Annotated in this window: 23 protein-coding genes; 11 read left to right on the forward strand and 12 right to left on the reverse strand. The window is 62.5% G+C overall.

Going from position 1 to position 23,077, the window contains the following annotated elements; translation table 11 throughout:
• Positions 1-27: 27 nt before the first annotated feature.
• Positions 28-1,905: a potassium transporter Kup gene (locus tag ACHAC9_RS12190; protein WP_435760257.1), complete on the reverse strand. Its 1,878-nt coding sequence runs from the start codon at positions 1,903-1,905 to the stop codon at positions 28-30.
• 165 nt (positions 1,906-2,070) lie between these two features.
• Here ACHAC9_RS12190 and rarD point away from each other — a divergent pair, with 165 nt between their 5' ends.
• From rarD to ACHAC9_RS12205, 3 genes are all read left to right on the forward strand, one after another.
• Complete coding sequence (gene rarD, locus ACHAC9_RS12195; RefSeq protein ID WP_435760259.1) at positions 2,071-2,961, forward strand: EamA family transporter RarD; 891 nt, start codon at positions 2,071-2,073, stop codon at positions 2,959-2,961.
• A gap of 64 nt (positions 2,962-3,025) precedes the next feature.
• Complete coding sequence (ettA, locus tag ACHAC9_RS12200; RefSeq protein ID WP_435760260.1) at positions 3,026-4,693, forward strand: energy-dependent translational throttle protein EttA; 1,668 nt, start codon at positions 3,026-3,028, stop codon at positions 4,691-4,693.
• A 159-nt stretch (positions 4,694-4,852) separates the two neighbouring features.
• Complete coding sequence (locus tag ACHAC9_RS12205; RefSeq protein ID WP_435760261.1) at positions 4,853-5,431, forward strand: REP-associated tyrosine transposase; 579 nt, start codon at positions 4,853-4,855, stop codon at positions 5,429-5,431.
• A gap of 73 nt (positions 5,432-5,504) precedes the next feature.
• On the opposite strand, the gene ACHAC9_RS12210 is transcribed toward ACHAC9_RS12205, so the two are convergent.
• From ACHAC9_RS12210 to ACHAC9_RS12255, 10 genes are all read right to left on the reverse strand, one after another.
• Positions 5,505-6,080, reverse strand: a complete 576-nt coding sequence (locus ACHAC9_RS12210; RefSeq protein ID WP_435760263.1) for a porin family protein — start codon at positions 6,078-6,080, stop codon at positions 5,505-5,507.
• Between the two features lie 180 nt (positions 6,081-6,260).
• Positions 6,261-6,857: an alpha-ketoglutarate-dependent dioxygenase AlkB family protein gene (locus ACHAC9_RS12215; protein ID WP_435760264.1), complete on the reverse strand. Its 597-nt coding sequence runs from the start codon at positions 6,855-6,857 to the stop codon at positions 6,261-6,263.
• Positions 6,858-6,905: 48 nt separating this feature from the next.
• A complete protein-coding gene (locus ACHAC9_RS12220) occupies positions 6,906-7,268 on the reverse strand; it encodes a hypothetical protein (protein ID WP_435760265.1) in 363 nt (120 codons plus the stop codon).
• Between the two features lie 124 nt (positions 7,269-7,392).
• A complete protein-coding gene (locus ACHAC9_RS12225) occupies positions 7,393-7,770 on the reverse strand; it encodes an MAPEG family protein (RefSeq protein ID WP_435760266.1) in 378 nt (125 codons plus the stop codon).
• A 30-nt stretch (positions 7,771-7,800) separates the two neighbouring features.
• Complete coding sequence (locus ACHAC9_RS12230; protein ID WP_435760267.1) at positions 7,801-8,634, reverse strand: Rossmann-like and DUF2520 domain-containing protein; 834 nt, start codon at positions 8,632-8,634, stop codon at positions 7,801-7,803.
• Positions 8,634-9,212, reverse strand: coding sequence for a DUF924 family protein (locus ACHAC9_RS12235; protein ID WP_435760268.1), 579 nt, complete (start codon positions 9,210-9,212; stop codon positions 8,634-8,636). The genes ACHAC9_RS12230 and ACHAC9_RS12235 overlap by 1 nt, the downstream gene beginning before the upstream one ends.
• Before the next feature lie 26 nt (positions 9,213-9,238).
• Positions 9,239-9,982 carry an MgtC/SapB family protein gene (locus tag ACHAC9_RS12240; protein WP_435760269.1) on the reverse strand — a complete coding sequence of 248 codons (744 nt, stop codon included), beginning with the start codon at positions 9,980-9,982 and terminating at the stop codon, positions 9,239-9,241.
• A 52-nt stretch (positions 9,983-10,034) separates the two neighbouring features.
• Complete coding sequence (locus tag ACHAC9_RS12245; RefSeq protein ID WP_435760270.1) at positions 10,035-10,295, reverse strand: hypothetical protein; 261 nt, start codon at positions 10,293-10,295, stop codon at positions 10,035-10,037.
• A gap of 2 nt (positions 10,296-10,297) precedes the next feature.
• Positions 10,298-12,124 carry an aminopeptidase P family protein gene (locus tag ACHAC9_RS12250; RefSeq protein WP_435760271.1) on the reverse strand — a complete coding sequence of 609 codons (1,827 nt, stop codon included), beginning with the start codon at positions 12,122-12,124 and terminating at the stop codon, positions 10,298-10,300.
• Positions 12,125-12,179: 55 nt separating this feature from the next.
• Positions 12,180-12,866 carry a Crp/Fnr family transcriptional regulator gene (locus ACHAC9_RS12255; RefSeq protein ID WP_435760272.1) on the reverse strand — a complete coding sequence of 229 codons (687 nt, stop codon included), beginning with the start codon at positions 12,864-12,866 and terminating at the stop codon, positions 12,180-12,182.
• 144 nt (positions 12,867-13,010) lie between these two features.
• Here ACHAC9_RS12255 and ACHAC9_RS12260 point away from each other — a divergent pair, with 144 nt between their 5' ends.
• The 8 genes from ACHAC9_RS12260 (at position 13,011) to ACHAC9_RS12295 (ending at position 22,018) form a co-directional block, all read left to right on the forward strand.
• Positions 13,011-14,966, forward strand: coding sequence for an AMP-dependent synthetase/ligase (locus tag ACHAC9_RS12260; protein WP_435760273.1), 1,956 nt, complete (start codon positions 13,011-13,013; stop codon positions 14,964-14,966).
• Entirely contained in the window at positions 14,966-15,796 is an 831-nt protein-coding gene (locus tag ACHAC9_RS12265) for an ABC transporter ATP-binding protein (protein ID WP_435760343.1), read from the forward strand. The genes ACHAC9_RS12260 and ACHAC9_RS12265 overlap by 1 nt, the downstream gene beginning before the upstream one ends.
• Complete coding sequence (locus tag ACHAC9_RS12270; RefSeq protein WP_435760274.1) at positions 15,793-16,689, forward strand: branched-chain amino acid ABC transporter permease; 897 nt, start codon at positions 15,793-15,795, stop codon at positions 16,687-16,689. The genes ACHAC9_RS12265 and ACHAC9_RS12270 overlap by 4 nt, the downstream gene beginning before the upstream one ends.
• Before the next feature lie 3 nt (positions 16,690-16,692).
• The gene (locus ACHAC9_RS12275; protein ID WP_435760275.1) at positions 16,693-17,751 is read left to right on the forward strand and encodes a branched-chain amino acid ABC transporter permease; all 1,059 of its coding nucleotides are present in this window, start codon (positions 16,693-16,695) and stop codon (positions 17,749-17,751) included.
• Positions 17,752-17,796: 45 nt separating this feature from the next.
• Complete coding sequence (locus ACHAC9_RS12280) at positions 17,797-19,098, forward strand: ABC transporter substrate-binding protein (RefSeq protein WP_435760276.1); 1,302 nt, start codon at positions 17,797-17,799, stop codon at positions 19,096-19,098.
• 55 nt (positions 19,099-19,153) lie between these two features.
• Positions 19,154-19,972, forward strand: a complete 819-nt coding sequence (locus ACHAC9_RS12285; protein ID WP_435760277.1) for an ABC transporter ATP-binding protein — start codon at positions 19,154-19,156, stop codon at positions 19,970-19,972.
• A gap of 27 nt (positions 19,973-19,999) precedes the next feature.
• Positions 20,000-21,253 carry a phenylacetate--CoA ligase family protein gene (locus tag ACHAC9_RS12290; protein ID WP_435760278.1) on the forward strand — a complete coding sequence of 418 codons (1,254 nt, stop codon included), beginning with the start codon at positions 20,000-20,002 and terminating at the stop codon, positions 21,251-21,253.
• Positions 21,254-21,379: 126 nt separating this feature from the next.
• Positions 21,380-22,018: a hypoxanthine-guanine phosphoribosyltransferase gene (locus ACHAC9_RS12295; protein WP_435760280.1), complete on the forward strand. Its 639-nt coding sequence runs from the start codon at positions 21,380-21,382 to the stop codon at positions 22,016-22,018.
• 72 nt (positions 22,019-22,090) lie between these two features.
• Here ACHAC9_RS12295 and ACHAC9_RS12300 read toward each other — a convergent pair whose 3' ends face one another.
• On the reverse strand, positions 22,091-23,053 hold the full coding sequence (locus ACHAC9_RS12300; RefSeq protein ID WP_435760281.1) for an NAD(P)H-dependent flavin oxidoreductase: 963 nt from the start codon (positions 23,051-23,053) through the stop codon (positions 22,091-22,093).
• Positions 23,054-23,077: the final 24 nt, after the last annotated feature.

Raw genomic sequence — 23,077 nt, forward strand, 5'->3', positions numbered from 1 at the left:
CTGTCCGCTTTTTGTAGGATATGTGTATCAGATCTCGACCTGGGTACCGAGCTCGATAACCCGGTTGGTCGGAATTTGATAGTAGTCGGCCGCGCCGCGTGCGTTGCGCGACATCGCCACATACAAATGCTCGCGCCAGGGCGCCATGCCGCCGCCCGGGGCCGAGATCACGGTCTGGCGCGCGATGAAGAACGAGGTCTCCATCATCTCGAAGGGCAGTCCCAGCGTGGCGCAATGGTCCATCGCACCCGGGATGTCCGGTTCGTCCTTGAAACCGTAGTGGATATTGAGCTGGAAGCAGTTGTGCCCGAGCTCGACCACCTGCACCTGTTCCGGCAGCGCCACCCAGGGTTCTTCCTTGATGCGCACGGTGAGAAATACGACGCGCTCGTGCAGCACCTTGTTATGCAGCAGGTTGTGCAGCAGCGCATGCGGCACGCCATCGCTTTCGCCGCGCAGGAAAATCGCCGTGCCGGGCACCCGGGTCGGCGGGCCCACGAACAGCGACTGTAAAAACGCGTCGAGCGGGATTGCATGCCTTTCCAAGTTCTCGAACACCAGCTCGCGGCCGCGCTTCCAGGTCAGCATGCCGGTCAGCAGGACAGCGCCGAGCAGCAGCGGGAACCAGCCACCATGGAACAGTTTCAGGGAGGTCGACGCGAACAGCATGATGTCGATGACGAGGAAAAAGCCGGTCGCGCCGATGCACAGCACCAGCGGCAGCTTCCAGCGGTAGCGCGTCACGAAGAAGGTCAACACGGTCGTCGCCATCATCGTCGCCGTCACGGCGATGCCATAGGCGCCGGCCAGCGCTTCGGAAGAACCAAACCCGATCACGGCGATCAGGACGATGATCAATTGCAGCCAGTTCACGGCAGGAATATAAATCTGGCCGATCTGGCTTTCCGAGGTGTGCAGGATGCGCATGCGCGGCAGCAGGCCAAGCGCGATCGCCTGCTTGGTCATCGAATAGGTGCCGGAAATCGTCGCCTGCGAGGCAATCACCGCCGCCATCGTCGACAGGATCACCAGTGGAATCACGCTCCAGCTACCGAGCTGGTGGAAGAACGGGTTGTCGATCGCGGCCGGGTCGGCGATCAGGAGGCCGCCCTGGCCGAGATAGTTCAGGGTCAGGGCCGGGAAGGCGATCAGAAACCAGGCCATGCGGATCGGTTTTTTGCCGAAGTGGCCCATGTCGGCATACAAGGCCTCGGCGCCGGTCACGGCCAGCACCACCGCGCCGAGGGCGACGAAGGCGAGGAATTCGTTGTCCATCATGAAGCGCAGCGCATACAACGGGTTGAGCGCGTTCAGGATCACCGGCGACTCGACGATGTTGACGATGCCCATCGCGGCCAGGCTGAAGAACCAGACCAGCATGATCGGCCCGAAGAAGCGGCCGATGCCGGCCGTGCCATGGCGCTGCACGCTGTACAAGGCGACCAGCACGACGATCGTGAACGGCACCACGTAATGCGACATGCCGGGCGCCGCCACTTCCAGGCCCTCGATCGCACCGAGCACGGAGATGGCCGGTGTGATCACGCTGTCGCCATAGAACATGGTGGCGCCGAGCACGCCGATCACGAGCAGGGGAAAGTGCCAGCGCGAATTTTTGGTGACTGAATTCAAGGCCAGCGCCATCAGCGCCATGATGCCGCCCTCGCCGCGGTTGTCGGCACGCAGGACAAGGGTGACGTATTTCAGCGAGACGATGATCGTCAGGCTCCAGAAAATCAGGGAGATGATACCGAGGATGTTCGGGGTGGTCAGCGGCAAGCCGTGCTCGGGGTCGAAGATCGCGCGCAGCGTGTAGAGGGGACTGGTACCGATATCGCCGTAGACGATGCCGACCGCGGACAGGGTCAGCGCCGCGACGCTGCTCTTCTTATTTTCGGAGGTCAAAATTGCACCATTGTTTTGTTCTGGTGCGGCGCACCATAAAATATTGACAAGCAAATTGCAAGAACATTTCGTCAGGCATCATACACCGCCCCCAAATTGGGCAGCGCCAGCAGGGATTGCCCCTATCGGGGATAATGTCAGCCCTGCAATCCGATTCCTTCCCTCATGCGTACCGGCATCCTCTCCGCTGGCTTGGCCTTCCTGTGCTGGGGCCTGTTCCCTCTGTATTTTCACGCCTTGAACGATGTGCCGGCGATGCAGATCCTTGCCAATCGCATGCTGTGGTCGCTCGCCTTCCTGCTCATTGTGCTGGCGCTGCGGCGTCAATGGCGCTGGCTGAGCGGGGTGCGCCAACCGCGGGTCTTCTGGAGTTTTGTCGCCTCGGCGCTTCTGCTCGGCACCAACTGGCTGCTGTATATCTGGGCCGTGAATAACGGTCACGTGCTCGACGCGAGCCTGGGCTATTTCATCACGCCGCTGGTCAACATCATGTTCGGCTTCTTCCTGCTGAAAGAGCGCCTGCGCCCCTTCCAGTGGGGCGTCATCGGGCTGGCCGCCCTCGGCGTGGCCTGGCTGACCTGGCAGTCCGGTAACCTGCCGTGGATCGCCTTGTTTTTGGCAGCGACCTTCGGCGCCTACGGCTTGCTGCGCAAGACCGCCGCGCTCGGTGCATTGGAGGGGCTGTCGTTCGAGACCATGGTGCTGTTCCCGCTGGCGGGAGCCTATCTTGTCTGGCTGACCCTGCATGGCGAGAATGTCTTCCTGAATACGGCGTCAGACAGCACACGCTGGCTCCTGCTCGCGTCCGGCCCGATCACGGCGATCCCGCTGCTGCTGTTTGCCAGCGGCGCGCGCCAGATTCCGCTGTCCATTCTCGGCTTGCTGCAATACCTGGCGCCGACCATTCAATTCCTGCTCGGCGTGCTGCTGTTCAAGGAAGCGTTCACGGCCGACCGGCTGGTGGGTTTCGCCATGATCTGGACCGCGTTGGCGCTGTTCGCCGGTGAAGGGCTGCTGCGACGCGGCCAGGCCCAGCCGGCACCGAAAGTTTCGTGATGGGGGTGCCCCCCAAGGCGCTTCTATCGTATCCTTTGCACCTTGATTTTCTACAGACAGAATAATGGCTAATTACGTTTACACCATGAACCGCGTGGGCAAAATCGTCCCGCCGAAACGCCAGATCTTGAAGGATATTTCTCTGTCCTTCTTCCCGGGTGCGAAGATCGGCGTGCTGGGCCTGAACGGCTCCGGCAAGTCGACCCTGCTCAAAATCATGGCAGGCATCGACACCGATATTCAGGGCGAAGCGCGTCCGATGCCGGGCCTGAACATCGGCTACCTGCCGCAGGAACCGCAGCTCGATCCGGAAAAGACCGTGCGCGAGGAAGTCGAATCCGGTCTCGGCGAAGCCTTCGAGGCGCAAGCCAAGCTGGAAGCCGTGTACGCCGCCTACGCGGACGAAGACGCGGATTTCGATGCGCTGGCGAAAGAGCAGGAACGCCTGGAATCGATCATCTCGTCCTCGGACGGCGGTAACCTGAACCTGCAGCTGGAAATGGCCGCCGACGCGCTGCGCCTGCCGCCGTGGGACGCGAAGATCGCGGTCTTGTCGGGTGGCGAAAAGCGCCGCGTGGCGCTCTGCAAGCTGCTGCTGAGCAAACCCGACATGCTGCTGCTCGACGAACCAACCAACCACCTGGACGCCGAATCGGTCGAGTGGCTGGAGCAATTCCTGCTGCGCTTCCCCGGCACCGTGGTCGGCATCACCCACGACCGCTACTTCCTCGACAATGCCGCGGAATGGATCCTGGAACTGGACCGCGGTTCGGGCATTCCATGGAAGGGGAATTACTCTTCCTGGCTGGACCAGAAGCAGGCGCGTTTGAAACAGGAAGAATCGACCGAGTCGGCACGCCAGCGGGCGCTGCAGAAGGAACTCGAATGGTCGCGCCAGAATCCGAAGGCGCGACAAGCCAAGTCGAAGGCGCGCCTGGCGCGCTTTAACGAATTGTCCGAATTCGAATACCAGAAGCGCAACGAGACCCAGGAGATTTTTATTCCGGTCGCGGAACGGCTGGGCAACGAAGTCATCGAATTTAAGAACGTCTCGAAGGCCTTTGGCGACCGCCTGCTGCTGGACAACGTCTCGTTTACGGTGCCGCCCGGCGCGATCGTCGGCATCATCGGCCCGAACGGCGCCGGTAAATCGACCCTCTTTAAAATGATTTCAGGTAAAGAGCAGCCGGACAGCGGCGAAGTCGCGATCGGCAAGACCGCGCGCATCTCGCTGGTCGACCAGCACCGCGACGACCTGGCCAACAACAAGAGCGTGTTCGAAGACGTCACCGGCGGCGCCGACATGCTCAGCGTCGGCCGTTTTGAGATGCCGTCGCGCGCCTACCTGGGCCGCTTCAACTTCAAGGGTTCGGACCAGCAAAAAATCGTCGGCAACCTGTCGGGTGGCGAACGCGGCCGCCTGCATTTGGCAAAAACCCTGCTCCAGGGCGGCAACGTCCTGCTGCTGGATGAACCGTCGAACGACCTCGACGTGGAAACCCTGCGCGCGCTGGAAGACGCCCTGCTCGAGTTCGCCGGCAGCGTGATGGTGATCTCGCACGATCGTTGGTTCCTGGACCGGATCGCGACCCACATCCTGGCCTTCGAGGGCAATTCGCAGCTTACCTTCTTTGACGGTAACTACCAGGAATACGAAGCGGACAAGAAGAAACGGTTGGGTGAAGAAGGCGCGAAGCCGAAGCGGATTCGTTACAAGCCATTGACGACTTGATTCACTACTTGTTCAACGAAGCATGGAATGCCCGGTCTTCACCGGGCATTTTTTTGCCCAAAATTTATGCGCGGAAATGGAACGCCGCAGGACGCGACAGTGTGTAGAATCGGTTGCCGATGAGGCAGCAAGTTCCGCCTCCCCTTTGCGCCAATCCACATGGCGACCACCATCGATTGGCACACTTTGCCCATGACCGACTACCGCGACAACCGGGTTCCCGGTGGGACCTTTTTCTTCACGGTGCGCCTGCTGGACCGTGGTAGTTCCCTGTTGACGGACCACATTGCCGCATTCGGCGATGCGATCCGCCAGGCGCGCGTCCGTAAACCCTTCCATCTCGATGGCTGGGTGGTGCTACCCGACCACGCCCACGCGATGTGGACGCTGCCCCCGGGTGACCACGACTGTTCCAGCCGCTGGCGCGCCGTCAAAATTGCATTCTCCAAAGCGCTGCGTAAATCGCTCGCCGCGGCGGGCGCCGATGGTGCGATCTGGGCCCGCCAGTACCAGGAATTTCGCGTGGCCGACGATGCCGACTACGTCTCCCTGATCGACTACATGCATACCAATCCAGTGCGCCATGGACTTTGTTCTGCAGCGCATGACTGGCCTTGGTCGTCGGTGCACCGGTTTATTTCGGCGGGCTTGGCGGCGCCGCAGGTGCACACGCCGCCGGTGCTGCCGCCATGGGCGATGGGGCGCGCGATAGGAATGGGCGCGGCGCCGGCCTTATAGCACGGCGTCATCCTCGCCCAAAAGATAAAGGGCCCGCAGGCCCTTTATCGTTACATCAGGTACGACTCACAATTTAGAAATTGTATTTCGCGCCAATGGTCCACAGGTCGGGCTTGGTGCCGAAGTCTGCTTTCTTGCCGAAACGCTCGTACTCGGCAATCAGGGACACTTGCTGATTGATCGCGTACTGCGCGCCCAGGCCCGCATAGGCGGCATTGTCGCTCACTTTACGGTTCATGCCAGGCGTCGACGAAGTCATTTCACGCTTCGTGTGCGCCACACCCAGCTTGGCGTAGGCGGAAACTTTATCGTTGACAGCCATGGTGGCCTTGCCGGCGACATAAGCACCGTAACCGTCGGCCTCAGCAACGCCGGGTACGCCGTTGACCGTGTAGTTGGCGCGCGACTTGCGGAAGTCGGTATAGCCAGTCTCGACAGCGTAAGTCTGGTCGATTTCTGCGCCAGCGAAGACCTTGCCCGAACCCTTGAAGCCGCGGCTGCTGACACTGCTGGCGTTCGGGACGCGGTATTCGCTTTCAGCGGCAGACACGCCAGCGCCAACGTAAAGGCGCGGCGAGGTGGTGGTCTGGGCCTGGGCGGCGGACATGGCGGCGGTACCTGCGATCAGTGCAAAGATGAGCTTTTTCATACGAGAATCCTTTTCGTTATTGACTGGCTCGCGATGCATGAGTGAATCGCGATGGATTCAAGATAACACTGGCAAAACGCCACGTCCGTGGGTATTCCGTAAGAGATGTAATTGAATGTAACATAACTGACTTGTAGTTCAGTTATTTTAACGCCGACATTGCGGTAGGAAGCCGGCAGATTAGACGATGTACCGGAACGTTAGATTCAGACGCTCTCCCAGGGGAAGGGTCGATTTATTGATGCCGTGGAGCCAGTTTCTCTGCAATTGGCCGCGCATCAAGAGCAGACTGCCGTCTGCGAGCGGGAGTTGGACCGTCCGTTTGTCGCGCTTATGCCGCAATATGAAGCTGCGCGTGGCGCCATAACTGAGCGAGGCGATGACCGGGTCTGCGCCGAGCTCGGGCTCGTCGTCGCTGTGCATTCCCATGCTGTCGCGCCCGTTGCGGTAGCGATTCAGCAGCACGCTGTTAAAGCCGTGCCCGCATGCCGCCTCGACGGCCGCACGCAGTTGCAGGAGCAGCGCGGTCCACGGCAAGGGTTCCAGGCGCAGGCCGGAATAGGTATAGCTGGCGTCGCCGTACCAGGCCGTCAGGCGCGGCTGCAGGTGGCGCTTGCCGTAGACGACCACGCTTTCCTCGCGCCACGGCGTCTCGGCCAGGAGGCGCGCAGCGATTTCCGCGTTCGACCAGGGCAGCGCGAGCTGGGCCAGCAGCGCCAGTTCGCCGTCGTCGATCGGGATTGGCACCAGGATGCCAGGCGTGTCGAACAAATCCATGGTGCAGCTAAACTTTCATCTTACCGGCACAGCTTTTACATTAAAACCTCAAGCGTAGGCTTCGGCCATGGTCATCACGCGCGTCGTGACGCTGATGCCGAGCTTGCCGAACAGGCTGTCGATCGCAGCCAGGTTGGCGCTGCATTCCTCGGTCTTCCAGCCCTTGAAAATGTCGGTGCCATCTTTTTCGAAATGCAGGTCGAGCACGCGGCCGCCGTCGCGGTGCGTGTAGTTCTTCTGGTAAGACCCCTTGAAGCCGAGCTCGGCCAGTTCTGCCAGTACCGCTTGCGGTGGATTGTCGGGATCGGTCGCCAGGTAGACACCGAAGGTTTTACCTGGCGGCTTGGCGGCGACATCGACTTCATAAATGCCCGGCGCCTTCATGACCGCGGTACTTTTCAAAAACAGCATGTTGCCTCCTACGCATCGGACCGGCCTGGGCGCGACGCGCACCAGTCACCGATATGATGAATTCAACAGGCAAGCTTATTGCCGATTGGCAAATTTGTCGATTCCCGGATGCAGTTATTTTGCTCTAATGCATCAATAAACCAACGACTGTGCCGCCAATCAGCAACGCACTTGCCACCATGCCAAGTACAAAGCCGATTTCGCGCCGCGCCGGGTCGCGGTAATAGCCCAGCGCGTACGCGATCCGGCCGACGCACCAGAGCAAGCCGCCGGCGGCTGCCCAGGCGTCGCCCAGGTAAGTCGCGCACAGCCAGAGCGGCACGATCACGATCGGCAACTGCTCCAGTGTGTTGGCCTGCACCCGCTGCGCGCTGTGGAAGGCGGCCGGTCCCTCCATCGAGGGCGCCGGCACTCCGTATTTGACGCGCGCATAGCCGGCCATCACGCCGGTCCAGAAATACACGCCGAGAACGGCCAGCATGGCCCAGGCGGTGAAGATCATCGACACTCCTCCATCAAATAACAAGGCGGCTCACGCCGCGCCACGCCGCTTGCGCTCAGCCAGTGCCTTAGTGGCCTCGACCAGGGCCTCGTACAAGCTCGCTGTCGGCGCATCCCAGTCTTCCAATGCCGCATGCTGGCGCGCGACAGTGTCCATGTCGCCGCGTGCGATCGGCCCGCTGAGGGCGGCGGGCGCGCCGAGCCGGAATACATTGGCGAGCGTTTCGCTTGCCAGCGGCCGCGCCAGTTCGCGCGCGACCTCAGGCGGCACGCCGGCCGCGCCATACGCGCGCAGGGCGGCGTCGAGCACCGTCACCAGGTAGTTCGAGGCGAACACGGAGGCGGCATGATAGACCGTCTTGGCGGGGGCGTCGATGGTCACCAGGCGCGCACCGATCGCCTCGAAGGCAGGAGAGAGCAGCGCCAGCGCCTGCGGATCTCCTTCGACCCCGCACCAGGTGCCGTCGAAGGCCGTGGCGACTGCCGCCGGATCGGCAAAGCTGCGTACCGGATGCACGCTCGCCACCCGCGCGCCGCGCGCCCTTGCCGCCTGCAATTCGCCAGAGGCCTTGGCGCCGCTGCAGTGAAATACCGTGGCCCCATCGAGCAGTCCGGCGGCAGCCAGTGCCGCGCAGGTGGGTGCGATCGCGTCGTCGCCGACAGCGAGCATCCAGACCTGGGCAGAACGTAGTTCGGACGCCTGCGCCAGCGCGCGGCCGGCGCCGATGAAGGCGACGGCGTCGAGCGCGCTGGCATGCGAGCGCGTCAGCACGTCCTGGACCGTCAACACACCGTGCTGCGACAACAGGCGGCCCAGCGTGCGCCCGACATGGCCGGCGCCGACGATGTTCAGTAGCGGCGTCATCAGAACCCGGCGCCGGGCTGGCCCAGGTACTGCAGTTCGTCGGCAGTGGAAGCGCGGCCCAGGATCGGGTTACGGTGCGGGAAGCGACCGAAGCGCGCGATCACACCGCGGTGGCGGTGCGCGTAGTCGAGCATCTCTGTAAACCCTTCGTGTTCGGCGGCCAGGCGCGCGAACAGGTCGACCGCGCACCGCTGCATGCGCGCGTCTTCCGCGTGCTCGTAGGGCATGTAGACGAAAGCGCGCCCTAACGGTGGCAACGCGAGGTCGGCGCCGCTGTCGACCAGCGCCTGCGCCGCAGTCAAGGCCAGCGTATCGCCGGCAAACGATTCCGGTGCGTCGCGGTGCGCGTTGCGGGTGAACTGGTCGAGCACCAGGATGCGCGCCAGCGCGCCTTCGGGACCATCCATCTCCCATTCGCGCAGGCCGCCTGCGAGTGCCTGGGCAATCAGGCTGCCGAAGCGTGCGCGGATCTGCGCGTCGAACGCGGGGTCCTTGCGAAACCATTCCATCCGCGCCTTGCCGTAGCCAGGGTCGCCAGGCGGCAGGAACCAGAAATCGAGAACGTCTTGCGCTTTCATTGATGCCAATCCCAGTCTTCGTTATGTTAGTTGCGGGCGTGCGAGAGTTGGAACCCCTCGACACCTTCGGACGCCGCCAGTTCGGCGGCCAGTTCGGTGAGCGTGGCGCGGTTGTGGCGCGACAGCGCGATGGCGACGAAGCGCCACTCCTGGCAGCCCTTGCTGCTGGCGATCGTCAGCGAGCTGCCGGCGATCTGGTAGCCGCGCTCGAGCGCCGCTTCGCGCAAGGCGTCTTCGCGCGGCAGATAGGCCTCGCGAAAACGCAGCGTCACCGCCACCGCGCGGCGCGAAGGCAGGAAGGCCTCCACCTTGTTCAGGTAGATCATGATCATCGCCGAGAAAAAGGCCAGCCCCATCGCGGCGAGATAAAAGCCGACGCCGACCAGGATGCCGATTACGGACGAACTCCAGATCGAGGCCGCCGTCGTCAGGCCGCTGATGTTAAAACCTTCGCGCATGATGACGCCGGCGCCAAGGAAGCCGATGCCGGTCACCACGCCCTGCATCACGCGGGTCGGGTCGACCATGCCGATGGCGGCGGTCTGGCCGCCGAACCACATCTCGGGATAGCCGCTGACGATGGTCAGCGCGCAGGACGCCATGCAGACCAGGCCATAGGTGCGCATGCCGGCAGCGCGGCCGTGGTACGAGCGTTCATAGCCGACCAGCAGGCCCAGGAACAGCGAGCCGGCCAGGTGCAGCAGGATCACCGCATTGATGGCGATCTCGTGCAGCGACCAATAGGGAGCCAAATAATCGTAACTCGTCATGCCGGGCTTCCAGGGACTGTTTTACGAAGTGCGTCAGGGACTGCGGGACCGCCTACGGCTTTTTCTTGACCAGCTGCTTCTCGAAGGCGATGTCATTCTTGGTCATGCGCCGTACCTCCTGCGGTCCGAGGCCATTCACGAAGGCAACGAATGCATCGAGTTCGAGCGGGGCGCACAGCGGCGGCGAACCCGGCATATCGGACAGATAGAACCCGCCTTCGGCGGTACGGGCCATCGAATAACCGGTGTGTCCCGTACGGCGTTTCAGGCGGTCGACGGCGGAACTGGCGCGGGTGGAGCGGGAGGAAGCCATGTTTAAATAGCCCTCGTACGCAGCTCTAACCATTCGCGCGCGGCGCCACTCACATGCGGCAGCAGGCGTTCGCATACCTGCGCGTGGTAGCCGTTCAGCCACTGCAGCTCATGCGGCTGCAGCAGGGTCATGTCGAGGCAGCGCGTGTCGATCGGGCACAGGGTGAGCGTCTCGAAGCGCAGGAACTCGCCGAATTCGCTTTTTTCCCCATTGCCGGCAGGCACGTTCAGCACCAGGTTCTCGATGCGGATGCCCCAGCGCCCCGGTTTATAAATGCCCGGCTCGATCGAGGTGATCATGCCCGGCTCCATGGCCGTGTGCGGATCGGGTGCGGCAGTCGGCGAAATGACTTGCGGGCCTTCGTGCACGTTCATGAAGTAACCGACGCCGTGGCCGGTGCCGTGACCGTAGTCGACGCCGGCGGCCCAGATCGGGGCGCGCGCGATCGCGTCGAGCATCGGCGAACGGGTGCCGCGCGGGAAGTGCGCGTTCGAGAGCGCCATCATCCCTTTTAGTACCAGCGTGAAATCGCGGCGGTGCGCGTCCGTGATCTGGCCGACCGGGACCACGCGCGTGATGTCGGTGGTGCCGCCCAGGTACTGGCCGCCCGAATCGATCAGGAGCAAGCCATCGCCTTCGATCAGGGCATGCGATTGTTCGGAGGCGCGGTAATGCATGATCGCGCCGTTGGCATTGAAACCGGCGATCGTATTAAAACTGGCGCTGACAAAGTGCGGACGGCGCGCACGCGCGGCCGTGATCTGTGCGTCGATCGTCAGTTCGGTCAAAGGGGCGCGTTGCGGGTTGGCCAATTCCGCTTCCAGCCAGGCGAAGAATTCGCACAGGGCGGCGCCGTCCTGCTCCATTGTGGCGCGCACGTGGACGGCTTCAAGCTCGCTTTTGCGCGACTTGGCGAATGTGGTCGGGTTGATCGCCTCGACGATGTTGACCTCAGCGCCCACTGCGGCGCGCATGCCGGCCGTGATGCGGCGCGGGTCGATCAACAGGCTGCTGCCCGCCGGCAGCGATGCCAGCGCGTCGGCCGCGGCGGCATACGGCGCCAGGCGCACACCATCTTCCATCAGCCTTGCCTGCAGCGCGTTTGACACCTTGCCCTCGGCGACGAACAGCGTCGCACCATCCCCCTCGAGGAGAACATGGGCGACGAACACGGGATTGAAACTCACGTCCGCTCCGCGCAGGTTGAACAGATAGGCGATGTCGTCGAGCGTGGAAATAAAATGGCGCTCGGCGCCGAGTGCCGCCATGGCGGCGCGGGTGGCAGCGAGTTTATCGGCGCGGCGCATCGTCGCATGCGGCGCCGCATGTTCGTACAGCGCTTCAGTCGGCAAGCCGGGACGCTCAACCCAGATCTCGTCGAGCAGGTCGATGTCGGTACGCAGAAGGACCCCGCGCGCCGCCAGCGCATCCTTCAACAGGCGCGCCACGGCCAGGCCGAGGACGCGCGCGTCCACCGCCACCGTCTGGCCCGGCTGCATGTTTGCGGCCAGCCAGTCGATGTGCAGCAGGCTGGCACCGGACGGGATCTTCATCAGCTTGATCTCGCTGCCGGCCAGTTCTGTTTCAGCCTGGGTAAAGTAGCGGCCATCGGTCCAGACGCCGGCAACATCGGCGGTCACGATAAAAGTGCCGACCGAGCCTGTAAAACCGGACAGCCACTCGCGCCCCTGCCAGCGGCGCGGCAGGTATTCGGACAGGTGGGGGTCGCTCGAGGGCACGATGTACGCGTCGATGCCGTGGCGTTTCATGGCGGCGCGCAGCTGTTCCAGGCGAGCGTCGCGGGAGGAGGAGTTAGTTGGAGTAGGCATGCCTAATATCATACCCCCAACGATACAGATTGGCGTAGGGCATGCGTTGCCGTGCCTAGGCCTGGTACAGGCGCAGGCCTTCGAGGTCAAGCACGCGGATCCCGCCGTAATCGAGCCGCAGCAGTCCCGCCTTCTCGAGCAACTGTAAGGCCTGGTTGGCGCGCTGGCGCGAGGCGCCCGACAGGTAGCCGATCTCTTCCTGCGACAGCTGTACCAGTTTATCGAGCCCCGGATACAGGTGGTCGTTGAACATCGCCGCCAGGCAGCGCGCGACGCGCGTGTCGACGTCGAGCATGCGGTCGGTTTCCACCTGCCCGATGAACTGGCCCAGGCGTTCATTCAATTGCATGAGCAGGAAACGGTTGAACGGCAGGCTGATCTCGAGCAGCCACTCGAAGGTGGCGCGCGGCATGCGTGCCACCCGGGTATCGCGCAGCGCCATCACGTCGTACTTGCGGAACTCGTCTTTCAGCAGCGAACCCTCCCCGAACCAGCCGCCGGCGGTCACGCCCGTAAACGTCACGCTTTTGCCGGACGGGGAAAAATTGTTGATTTTGACTAAGCCGTCGATGATGCCGACCCAGGTTTCCAGCGCCTCTCCCTTGCGGCAGACGAAACCGCCTTTCGGCACGAACTGTTCGAAGCAGACGGCCTCGACCCGCGCCATCTCGGCAGGCGTGAGCACACGCCCCCAGATGGTGGCGCGCAGGTGTTCCACGAGTGTCGGTGTCTGGATTTTCATTGTGCAACGCGTCATCGAAAGTCAGGCCAATTGTCATCTGGATGACAACTTCCCTGTCCAACGCAAAGTACTATCTTCACATAAAAAATTCGCCGGCAGCAGATTTTGCGCCAGGCCAGGGTTGCCTTATTCGAGGAGACAGCGATGGAGACATCGGAAAGCGTGCCATTGCAGACTTTTCCGCGGCGCCTGCTCGCCCACGCACAGCAGCGCGGGGCGCGCCCGGCATTTCGCGAGAAATACCTGGGTATCTGGCAGGAATGGTCCTGGCTGCAAGTGAACGCCGAGGTGCGCGCCCTGGCCTGCGGGCTGGCCTCGCTCGGGTTTCGGCGCGGCATGAACCTGGCCATCATCGGCGACAACCGGCCGCGCCTGTACTGGGCGATGCTGGCGGCGCAATGCCTGGGCGGCGTCCCGGTGCCGCTGTATCAGGATGCCCCAAGCGCCGACATGGCCCACGTGCTGAACGACGCCGACATCGAATTTGCCGTGGTCGAGGACCAGGAGCAGGTCGATAAACTGCTCGAGCTCCAATCCGAGTGCCCGCGCGTGCGCCAGATCGTGTTCGAGGATGAACGCGGCATGCGCCATTACCAGCATGCCGGCCTGCTGTCGTTCGCGCGCATCCAGGAACTCGGACGAGAATGGGATGCCGCTCATCCTGGCGCCTTCGATGCTGAGGTCGAGGCCGGCAGAGGCAAGGACACCGCCATCATCCTGTACACCTCGGGCACCACCGGCAAACCGAAGGGCGTGATGCAGTCGCACGCGGCCTTGCTCGCAGCCGGCGCCGGCGGGGTCGGCTTCGACAAGCTGACCGAGCGCGAAGACATCCTGTCCTATTTACCGATGGCCTGGGTGGGCGACTGCCTGTTCTCGCTGGCCCAGGCAATGGTCGCCGGTTTTACGGTCAACTGCCCGGAGTCGAGCGACACCGTGCTCACCGATTTACGAGAAATCGGCCCGACCTATTATTTTGCGCCGCCGCGCGTGTTCGAAAACATGCTCACGACCGTCATGATCCGGATGGAAGACGCGAGCGCCATCAAACGCCGCATGTTCGATTATTTCATGAACGTCGCGCGCCGCAGCGGCGCCGCGATTTTGGACGGCAAGCCGGTCAGCGCGGGCGAGCGGTTCAAATACGCGCTGGGCAGGATTGCCGTCTACGAACCACTGAAGAACGTGCTGGGCCTGTCGCGGGTGCGCGTGGCCTACACGGCGGGCGCCGCGATCGGCCCCGACCTGTTCCGCTTCTACCGCTCGATCGGGGTCAATTTAAAACAGTTATATGGCTCTACCGAAACCTGCGCCTATGTCTGCCTGCAACCGGACGGAAACATCAAATTCGACAGCGTCGGCATACCGGCGCCGGGGGTCGAAGTCAAGCTGGCCGCGAACGGCGAGGTATTGGTCAAGGGCGTGTCGAACATGGGAGGCTACTTCAAGCGCCCGGACGCGACCGCCGAGGTGATCGACAGCGATGGCTACTTTCATACGGGCGACGCCGGCGTGTTCGACAGCGACGGTCATCTGAAAATCATCGACCGCGCAGCCGATGTCGGCACCATGCACCAGGGCGCCATCTTCGCGCCCAACTACATCGAAAACAAGCTGAAGTTCTTCCCGTTCATCAAAGAGGCGGTCGCCTTCGGGAATGGGCGCGACCAGGTCTGCGCTTTTATTAACATCGACATGGAAGCGGTCGGCAACTGGGCCGAGCGGCGCAACCTGGCCTATTCTGGCTACACCGACCTGGCGGCGCACCCGCAAGTCCTGGCCCTGATGCGCGACTGCGTACAAAAGGTGAATGCTGATCTCGCCGGGGAGGCACTGATGGGCCACACGCAAATCCACCGTTTTCTGGTGTTGCACAAGGAGCTCGATCCGGACGACGACGAGCTGACCCGCACCCGTAAAGTGCGCCGTAAATTCGTCGCCGAAAAATACGCGGTGCTGATCGACGCGCTGTACTCAGGTAAAGCGTCGCAGTTCATCAGCACGCAAGTGAAATTCGAGGATGGACGCACGGGACTTGTGAGCGCCGACCTGCGCATCGTCGACAGCGCGACTTATCCGGTCATGGAGGAAGCAGCGTGATGGAGATGATGCAAGCACCGGCCGTGCCCGGCGCCGGCCGCAAGATCGGCGAAGTGATCCTCGACCTGAAAAACATTTCGCTCGCCTTTGGCGGCGTAAAAGCGCTGACCGATATTTCGTTCGACGTGAGGCAGCACGAGATCCGCGCCATCATCGGGCCGAACGGCGCCGGCAAAAGCTCGATGCTCAATGTAATCAACGGCGTGTATCGCCCGCAGCACGGCGAGATCGTGCTGCGCGGCGCCCACCGCACCAACATGGATTGCTACAGCGCGGCGAAAGCGGGCATTGCACGCACTTTTCAAAATATCGCGCTCTTCAAGGGAATGACGGTCCTCGACAACATCATGACCGGGCGCAACCTGAAGATGAAGACGAATTTCCTGCAGCAGGCCTTTTATCTGGGGGCCGCGCGCAGGGAAGAAATCGCGCACCGCGAAAAGGCGGAATCCATCATCGATTTTCTCGAGATCCAGGCGATCCGCAAGACGCCGGTCGGACGCCTGCCCTACGGCCTGCAAAAGCGCGTGGAACTGGGGAGAGCCTTGGCGGCCGAACCGGAGATCCTGCTGCTGGACGAACCGATGGCCGGCATGAACGTCGAAGAAAAGCAGGACATGTGCCGCTTCATTTTGGACGTGAACGACCAGTTCGGCACGACGATCGTCCTGATCGAACACGACATGGGGGTGGTGATGGACATTTCGGACAGGGTCGTCGTGCTCGACTATGGCAAGAAGATCGGCGACGGCACGCCCGACGAGGTGCGCGCCAACGAGAACGTCATCAAGGCCTACCTGGGCCAGGCGCACGAGGAAGACAAGCCATGAGTTTCTTTATCGAAGTGCTGCTCGGCGGCTTGTTGTCCGGGGTGATGTACGCACTGGTGGCGATCGGTTTTGTCCTGATCTATAAAGCCTCGGGCGTGTTCAACTTCGCCCAGGGCGCGATGGTATTTTTCGCGGCGCTGACCTGCGTCGGCATCGTGGATAAATTCGGCGTGTCGCTGTGGGTGGCGATTCCGATCACGATGCTGGTGATGGTCGCGCTGGCCCTGGCCATCGAGCGGGTGGTACTCCGCCCGCTGGTGAACCAGCCGGAAATCACGCTGTTCATGGCCACCATTGGCCTGGCGTTTTTCATCGAAGGCCTGGCGCAGCTAATCTGGGGTTCGCAGGTACGCAAGCTCGACCTGCCGATCGAGGACGTGCCGAACGGGTACCTGATGGACAACTACAACATCCTGGTCTCGCAGTTCGACATGATGGCGGCGATCGTCTGCGCGGTACTGGTGGTGGCGCTGGCGCTGCTGTTCTCGAAAACCAAGGTCGGACGCGCGCTGCGTGCGGTGGCGGACGACCACCAGGCGGCGCTGGCGGTCGGCATCCCGCTGCAGCGGATCTGGGTCGTGGTGTGGTCGGTGGCCGGCCTGGTGGCGCTGGTGGCGGGTTTATTGTGGGGCGCACGAAATGGCGTGCAGTTCGCACTGACGTTTATTGCCTTGAAGGCTTTGCCGGTGCTGATCCTCGGTGGATTTACCTCGGTGCCGGGCGCGATCGTCGGTGGCCTGATCATCGGCGCCAGCGAGAAGCTGGCCGAGGTGTATATCGGGCCAATGGTCGGCGGCGGCATCGAAGGCTGGTTCCCGTATGTGCTGGCTTTGCTGTTCCTGCTGGTGCGGCCCGAAGGGCTGTTCGGCGAAAAAATCATCCGGAGGATCTGACCCATGCTGTACCGTGAAGCCGGACAATTCAAGACCAGCTACGAAGCCGACGGCCAGATCCTGCCGATCCGCCAGGACCGGGTCGGCCTGTTTATCTTACTGCTGGTGGCATTGGTGGCCGTCCCCTTGTTTGCCTCGCCCTATCTGCTCTCCGCCATCCTGATCCCGTTCCTGATTTTTGCGCTGGCGGCGCTCGGGCTGAACATCTTGACCGGTTACGCCGGCCAGCTCTCGCTCGGCACCGCCGCCTTCATGGCGGTCGGCGCCTATGCCTCCTTCAATTTCGTGGCGCGCATTCCCGGCATTCCGCTACTGGTGGCGTTCGTGCTCGGCGGCCTGTGCGCGGCGATGGTGGGCATCGCTTTTGGTTTGCCCTCGCTGCGCATCCGCGGCTTTTATCTCGCCGCTGCCACGCTGGCCACCCAGTTCTTCGTCATCTGGTGCCTGACCAAGATCCCGTACCTGACCAATTACAGTGCGTCGGGCGTCGTCACGGTGCAGACGATGCAGATGTTCGGCTACCAGTTCGTGAGCCCGGTATCGAAATACCTGCTGGTGCTGGGCATCGTGGCCGGCATGGCGCTGCTTGCAAAAAACATGATCCGCTCGAACGTGGGGCGCTCGTGGATGGCGATTCGCGACATGGACATGGCGGCCGAAGTGATCGGTTTCCGGCCGCTGCGCACGAAACTGCTGGCCTTTGCCGTCAGCTCCTTCTATTGCGGCGTGGCCGGCGCCCTGTACGCCTTTGCCTATCTCGGCACGGTGGAGCCGGAAGCCTACAGCCTGGACCTGTCGTTCCGGATCCTGTTCATGGTGATCATCGGCGGTGTCGGCTCGATCCTCGGCTCCTTCCTCGGCGCGGCATTTATTGTACTGCTGCCGATCGTCCTGAACATGCTGGCGCATGCGCTGGGCCTGGCCACGAATTACGCGTCGAACCTGGAACTGATGGTGTTCGGCAGTTTGATCATCTTTTTCCTGATCGTCGAGCCGCACGGTCTCGCGCGCCTGTGGCAGATCGGGAAAGAAAAGCTGCGCTTGTGGCCCTTCCCGCACTGACAGTCCTTATTGCCATTCATCGTCGTTAAAAAAGAGGAGACCTACATGAAAGTCATCAAATCGGTTCTGTTGTGCGCCGCGCTCTCTGGCGTCGGCGGGCAGGTACTGGCCGCCGACCAGTTCGTGGCACTGCCGTCGTACCGCGTCGGGCCCTACGCAGCAGGCGGCTCCGGCATCTATGGCGGCATGATCGATTATTTTAATCTGGTCAACGCGAACGGCGGCATCAACGGCGTCAAGATGACCTGGGAAGAGTGCGAGACCGAATACAACGCCTCGCGCGGCGTCGAGTGCTACGAGCGCCTGAAAACGAAAAATGGCGGTGCCACCCTGGTCGACCCGCTCTCGACCGGCATCGCTTACGGCATTGTCGACCGCGTGGCGGTCGACAAGATCCCGATGACCATGCTCGGCTACGGCCGCTCGGACGCGGCCAACGGTAAAGTGTTTCCGTATGTGTTCCCGCTCGTGACCAGCTACTGGAACCAGGCCGCGGCGATGATCAAGTACCTGGGCGACAAGAACGGCGGCTATCCGAAACTCAAGGGTAAAAAAATCGTCTACCTGTACCACGATTCGGCTTTCGGCAAGGAAGCCATGCCGGTGCTCGACGCCCAGGCGAAACAGTATGGTTTTGAACTGATCAAGATCGCAGTCGCCCCGCCGGGCAGCGAGCAGCAATCGCAATGGCTGCAAATCCGCCAGGCCAAACCCGACCACGTGATCCTGTGGGGATGGGGTGTCATGAACTCGGTGGCGATCAAGACCGCGCAAAGGAATGGTTTCCCGCGCGAAAAAATCCTCGGCGTCTGGTGGGCCGGTTCGGAAGAAGACACGATCCCGTCGGGCGAAGCAGCCAAGGGGTATACCTCGATGACCTTCAATACCCCCGGCAACTACCCGCTGATGGACGACATCCGCAAAAAAGTCTACGCGGCCGGCAAAGGCAACCTGTCCGACCAGGCCCGCATCGGCACGGTGTATCACATGCGCGGCGTGACCCTGGGCGTACTGTGGGTCGAGGCGATCCGCACCGCGCAGGAAAAATTCGGCAAAGGGAAAACCATGACCGGCGAGCAGGTGCGCTGGGGCCTGGAAAACCTGAACGTCGACGCTTCTCGCCAGAAGGCGATCGGGGCGTTTGGCATGTTCCCGACCGTGAAAACCAGCTGCGACGACCACGAGGGTTCCGGTGCCGTGAAAGTCCAGCAATGGGATGGCAAGAAGTGGAACGCGATCACGCCGAACTGGGTGGTCGGCGACAAGGCCTTGACGCGCAAGCTGCTGGAAGAGTCGTCGCTGGCCTATGCCAAGGAAAAGAATATGACGCCGGCCTGCATGCAGTAATTGTCGATGCACCCGTCCCCTGCCACGTGGCGGGGGACATTTTGGAACAGACACCATGACCAGCACCAGCGAACAGCCCTACCTGTCGGTGAACAACATCGAAGTCATATACGACCACGTGATCCTGGTGTTGAAGGGCGTGTCGCTGCAGGTGCCAAAAGGGAAGATCGTGGCCCTGCTGGGCGCGAACGGCGCCGGCAAGTCGACGACTTTAAAAACCATTTCGACCCTGCTGCGCGGCGAACGCGGCGACGTGACCAAGGGAGAAGTACGCTTCCAGGGCGAGCGTATCGACCAGCTGACGCCCAATGAGCTGGTGCGGCGCGGACTGTCGCAGGTGATGGAGGGGCGCCACTGTTTCGGCCACCTGACGATCGAAGAGAATCTATTAACCGGCGCTTACACCCGCAATATCGGGCGTGGCGAGCTGAAAACCGCGCTCGAATCGGTGTACCACTATTTCCCGCGTCTGAAGGAACGCAGAAGCAGCCAGGCCGGCTACACCTCGGGCGGCGAACAGCAGATGTGCGCCATCGGGCGCGCCTTGATGGCCAATCCCTCGATGATCCTGCTCGACGAGCCGTCGATGGGGATCGCGCCGCAGGTCGTCGACGAGATCTTCGGCATCGTCAAGGATTTGAATCAGAAGGAAGGCGTCTCCTTTCTTCTTGCGGAGCAGAACACGAACGTCGCCCTGCGCTATGCCGACTTCGGCTACATCCTCGAGAACGGGCGCGTCGTGATGGACGGCGCGGCGAGCGACCTGGCCAACAACGAGGACGTCAAGGAGTTTTATCTTGGCGTGTCGGGCGCGGGCCGAAAAAGTTTTCGCGACATGAAGTTTTATCGGCGCCGCAAACGCTGGCTGGCATAAACGCAGCGCACCCTAATGGAGAGCACCATGACGAGCATCACCCTCGATGCGCTGGAAACGCGCGCCCCGGAAGAACGCGAACGCGACCTGCTGGCGCGTTTGCCAGGCCTCATCGCACGCGCGCAGCAGGCCCCGGGCTGGGGCCGCATCCTGAACGGGATCGATCCGGACACGATCACGACGCGTGAAGCGTTGGCCCGGCTGCCGGTAACCCGTAAATCCGATTTGAAAGCGCTGCAGGAGGGAGAACCGCCCTTCGGCGGGTTGACCGCGACGGCGACAAGCGAGCTGGCGCGCGTATGCATGTCGCCCGGCCCGATTTTTGACCCCGAAGGGCGCGCTGCGGACTGGTGGCGCTTCGCGCGCCCGATGTACGCGGCCGGCGTGCGCGCAGGCGGCCTGCTGCAAAACTGTTTTTCGTACCACTTCACGCCGGCCGCCTTCATGGTCGAAAGCGGGGCTGCCCGCATCGGCTGCAGCGTGATCCCGGCCGGCACCGGACAGACGGAAATGCAGGTCCAAGCCATGGCGACACTGCGTCCCGATACCTATGTCGGCACGCCCTCGTTCCTGCGCATCATCATCGAAAAGGCAGGCGAGCTGGGTGCCGACATCAGCAGCGTGCAGCACGCGCTGGTCGGCGCCGAGGCGCTGCCGGAGTCCCTGCGCAGCTGGTTTCGCGACAACGGCGTGGCGCACGTGTTCCAGACCTATGCCTCGGCCGACATCGGCAGCATCGCCTACGAGACGGCCACCGACGGCGTGCTCGATGCGGGCATGGTGTTAGATGAAGAGGTGTTACTCGAAATCGTGCGCCCCGGCAGCGGGGAGCTGGTGGCGCCGGGCGATATCGGCGAAGTCGTGGTCACGCTGTTCAATCCCGACTATCCGCTGATCCGGTTTGCCACCGGAGACCTGTCGGCGCTGCTGGTCGATGGACCATCGGGGGTACGCACCAACAGCCGCATCAAAGGCTGGATGGGCCGCGCCGACCAGACCACCAAGGTGCGCGCCATGTTCGTGCACGCCTCGCAGGTGCAGAACATCGTGCGCCGCCATCCGGAAATCATCAAGGCGCGGCTCGTCGTATCGGGACAGATGGCGAACGACCTGATGACCTTGCAGTGCGAAGTGGAAGGTGTCGTCGGCCCTGCTTTGGCAACGGCGATTGGCGCCACGATCCGCGACGTGACCAAGCTGCGCGGCGAGGTCGCCTTCGTGGCGCCGGGGACGCTGCCGGACGACGGCAAAGTGATCGACGATGCGCGCGACTACAGCTGAACAACAGCCGACGATCTTGCATGGCAAAGGGGAAAAATAGTGCTGGAATCTTCCCTGCGCCAATAGTCCGCCCGACATTGGCAATATTCGCGATAATTGGGTATTCCCCTTTACCGTGAATTGTCCATGCAAGATTTTCATGTTGTGCGCGCCCGAGCCCTGCTGGAACATGCGCAAGAGATCGTAACGCCCGACCAGGTGCAGTCTGCCGTACGCCATGTAGCGGATGTGCTCAACGAGCGTTTCAGCCATCCCGGGAATACCACCTTCCCGCTGGTGCTCGGCGTGATGGGCGGCGCCGTCGTTTTTACGGGCTCTCTGCTGCCCCAGCTCGACTTCCCGCTCGAATTCGATTACATCCACGTCAGCCGCTACGGCGACGACGACCGCGGCGGACAGGTCGTGTGGAAAGTCATCCCGCGCCAGAACGTGGCGGGACGCACGATCGTCGTTCTCGACGACATCCTCGATGAAGGCGAGACCCTCGCTCACGTGAAACAGCGTTTACTGGACATGGGCGCGGCCGACGTCATCATCGCCGTATTCGCCGACAAGGACATCGGGCGACAAAAGCCGATCGACGCCGACATCATCGGCTTGACGCTGCCGAACGCCTTCGTGGTCGGCTTCGGCATGGACGTGTACGGCTACTGGCGCAACCTGCCGGGATTGTGGTCGATCCGCCAGGAAGATTTGAAGCCGGCCGAGCCGGAAACAGAGTATCCGATTCCGGATGTAAAAGCCTCCGGAAACGGAGTCGACTGAATCCGTTGTCGAACCGGTTTACCAGAACAACAAGGCCTCCGAATGGAGGCCTTTTGAATTCGAACGATCAGCTCAGCGCAGCGACAAACGGGCACGCGCCGCATCGTATTCGCGGCGCAAGCGCTCGACCATCTCGGCCACCGTCGGCACGTCGTGCATCAGGCCCACGCCCTGCCCTGCGCCCCAGATGTCGCGCCAGGCCTTGGCTTTCGAACCGCCATCGCCAAAGCTCATCTTGCTCTTGTCCGATTCCGGCAGCGCCTCCGGGTCGAGTCCGGCGTTGACGATCGATTTTTTCAGGTAGTTGCCGTGTACGCCAGTAAACAGGTTCGTGTAGACCACGTCGGCCGCGCTCGATTCGACGATGGCGTCGCGGTAGTCGTCGCTGACGTTCGACTCTTTCGTTGCCAGCCAGCGCGAACCGATATACGCGAAGTCGGCGCCCATCGCCTGCGCCGCCAGGATGGCGTCGCCGGTGGCGATCGAACCGGACAGGGCGATCGGACCATCGAAAAATTTACGCACTTCGCCAACCAGCGCAAATGGCGACAGCGCGCCGGCATGGCCGCCGGCGCCGGCCGCGACCAGGATCAGGCCGTCGACGCCGGCTTCCAGCGCTTTCTGTGCGTGGCGGATCGAGACCACGTCGTGCAGCACGATGCCGCCATAGCTGTGCACGGCATCGAGCATCTCTTTCGGCGGCGCGCGCAGCGAGGAGATGATGATCGGCACCTGGTGCCTGACGCAGACGTCGACATCGTGCTCGAGGCGCGTGTTCGAGGCGTGCACGATCTGGTTCACCGCGATCGGGCCGATTTTCGCGCCCGGATTGGCGGCGGCGTAATCGGCCAGCTCTTTCTGCAGGTCGGTCAGCCAGGTGTCGAGCAGCTCGGCCGGGCGGGCGTTCAATGCCGGGAAGGAACCGACGATCCCCGCCTTGCACTGCGCCGCGACGAGGGCCGGACCGCTGGCGATGAACATCGGCGAGGCGATGACGGGTAAGGAGAGGTTTTGCAGTACGGTGGGCAGCGTCATTGGCAGCTTTCGGCGTGGAGTTAT

Source organism: Massilia sp. CMS3.1, assembly GCF_051262535.1.
Classification (GTDB): Bacteria; Pseudomonadota; Gammaproteobacteria; order Burkholderiales; family Burkholderiaceae_D; genus Telluria.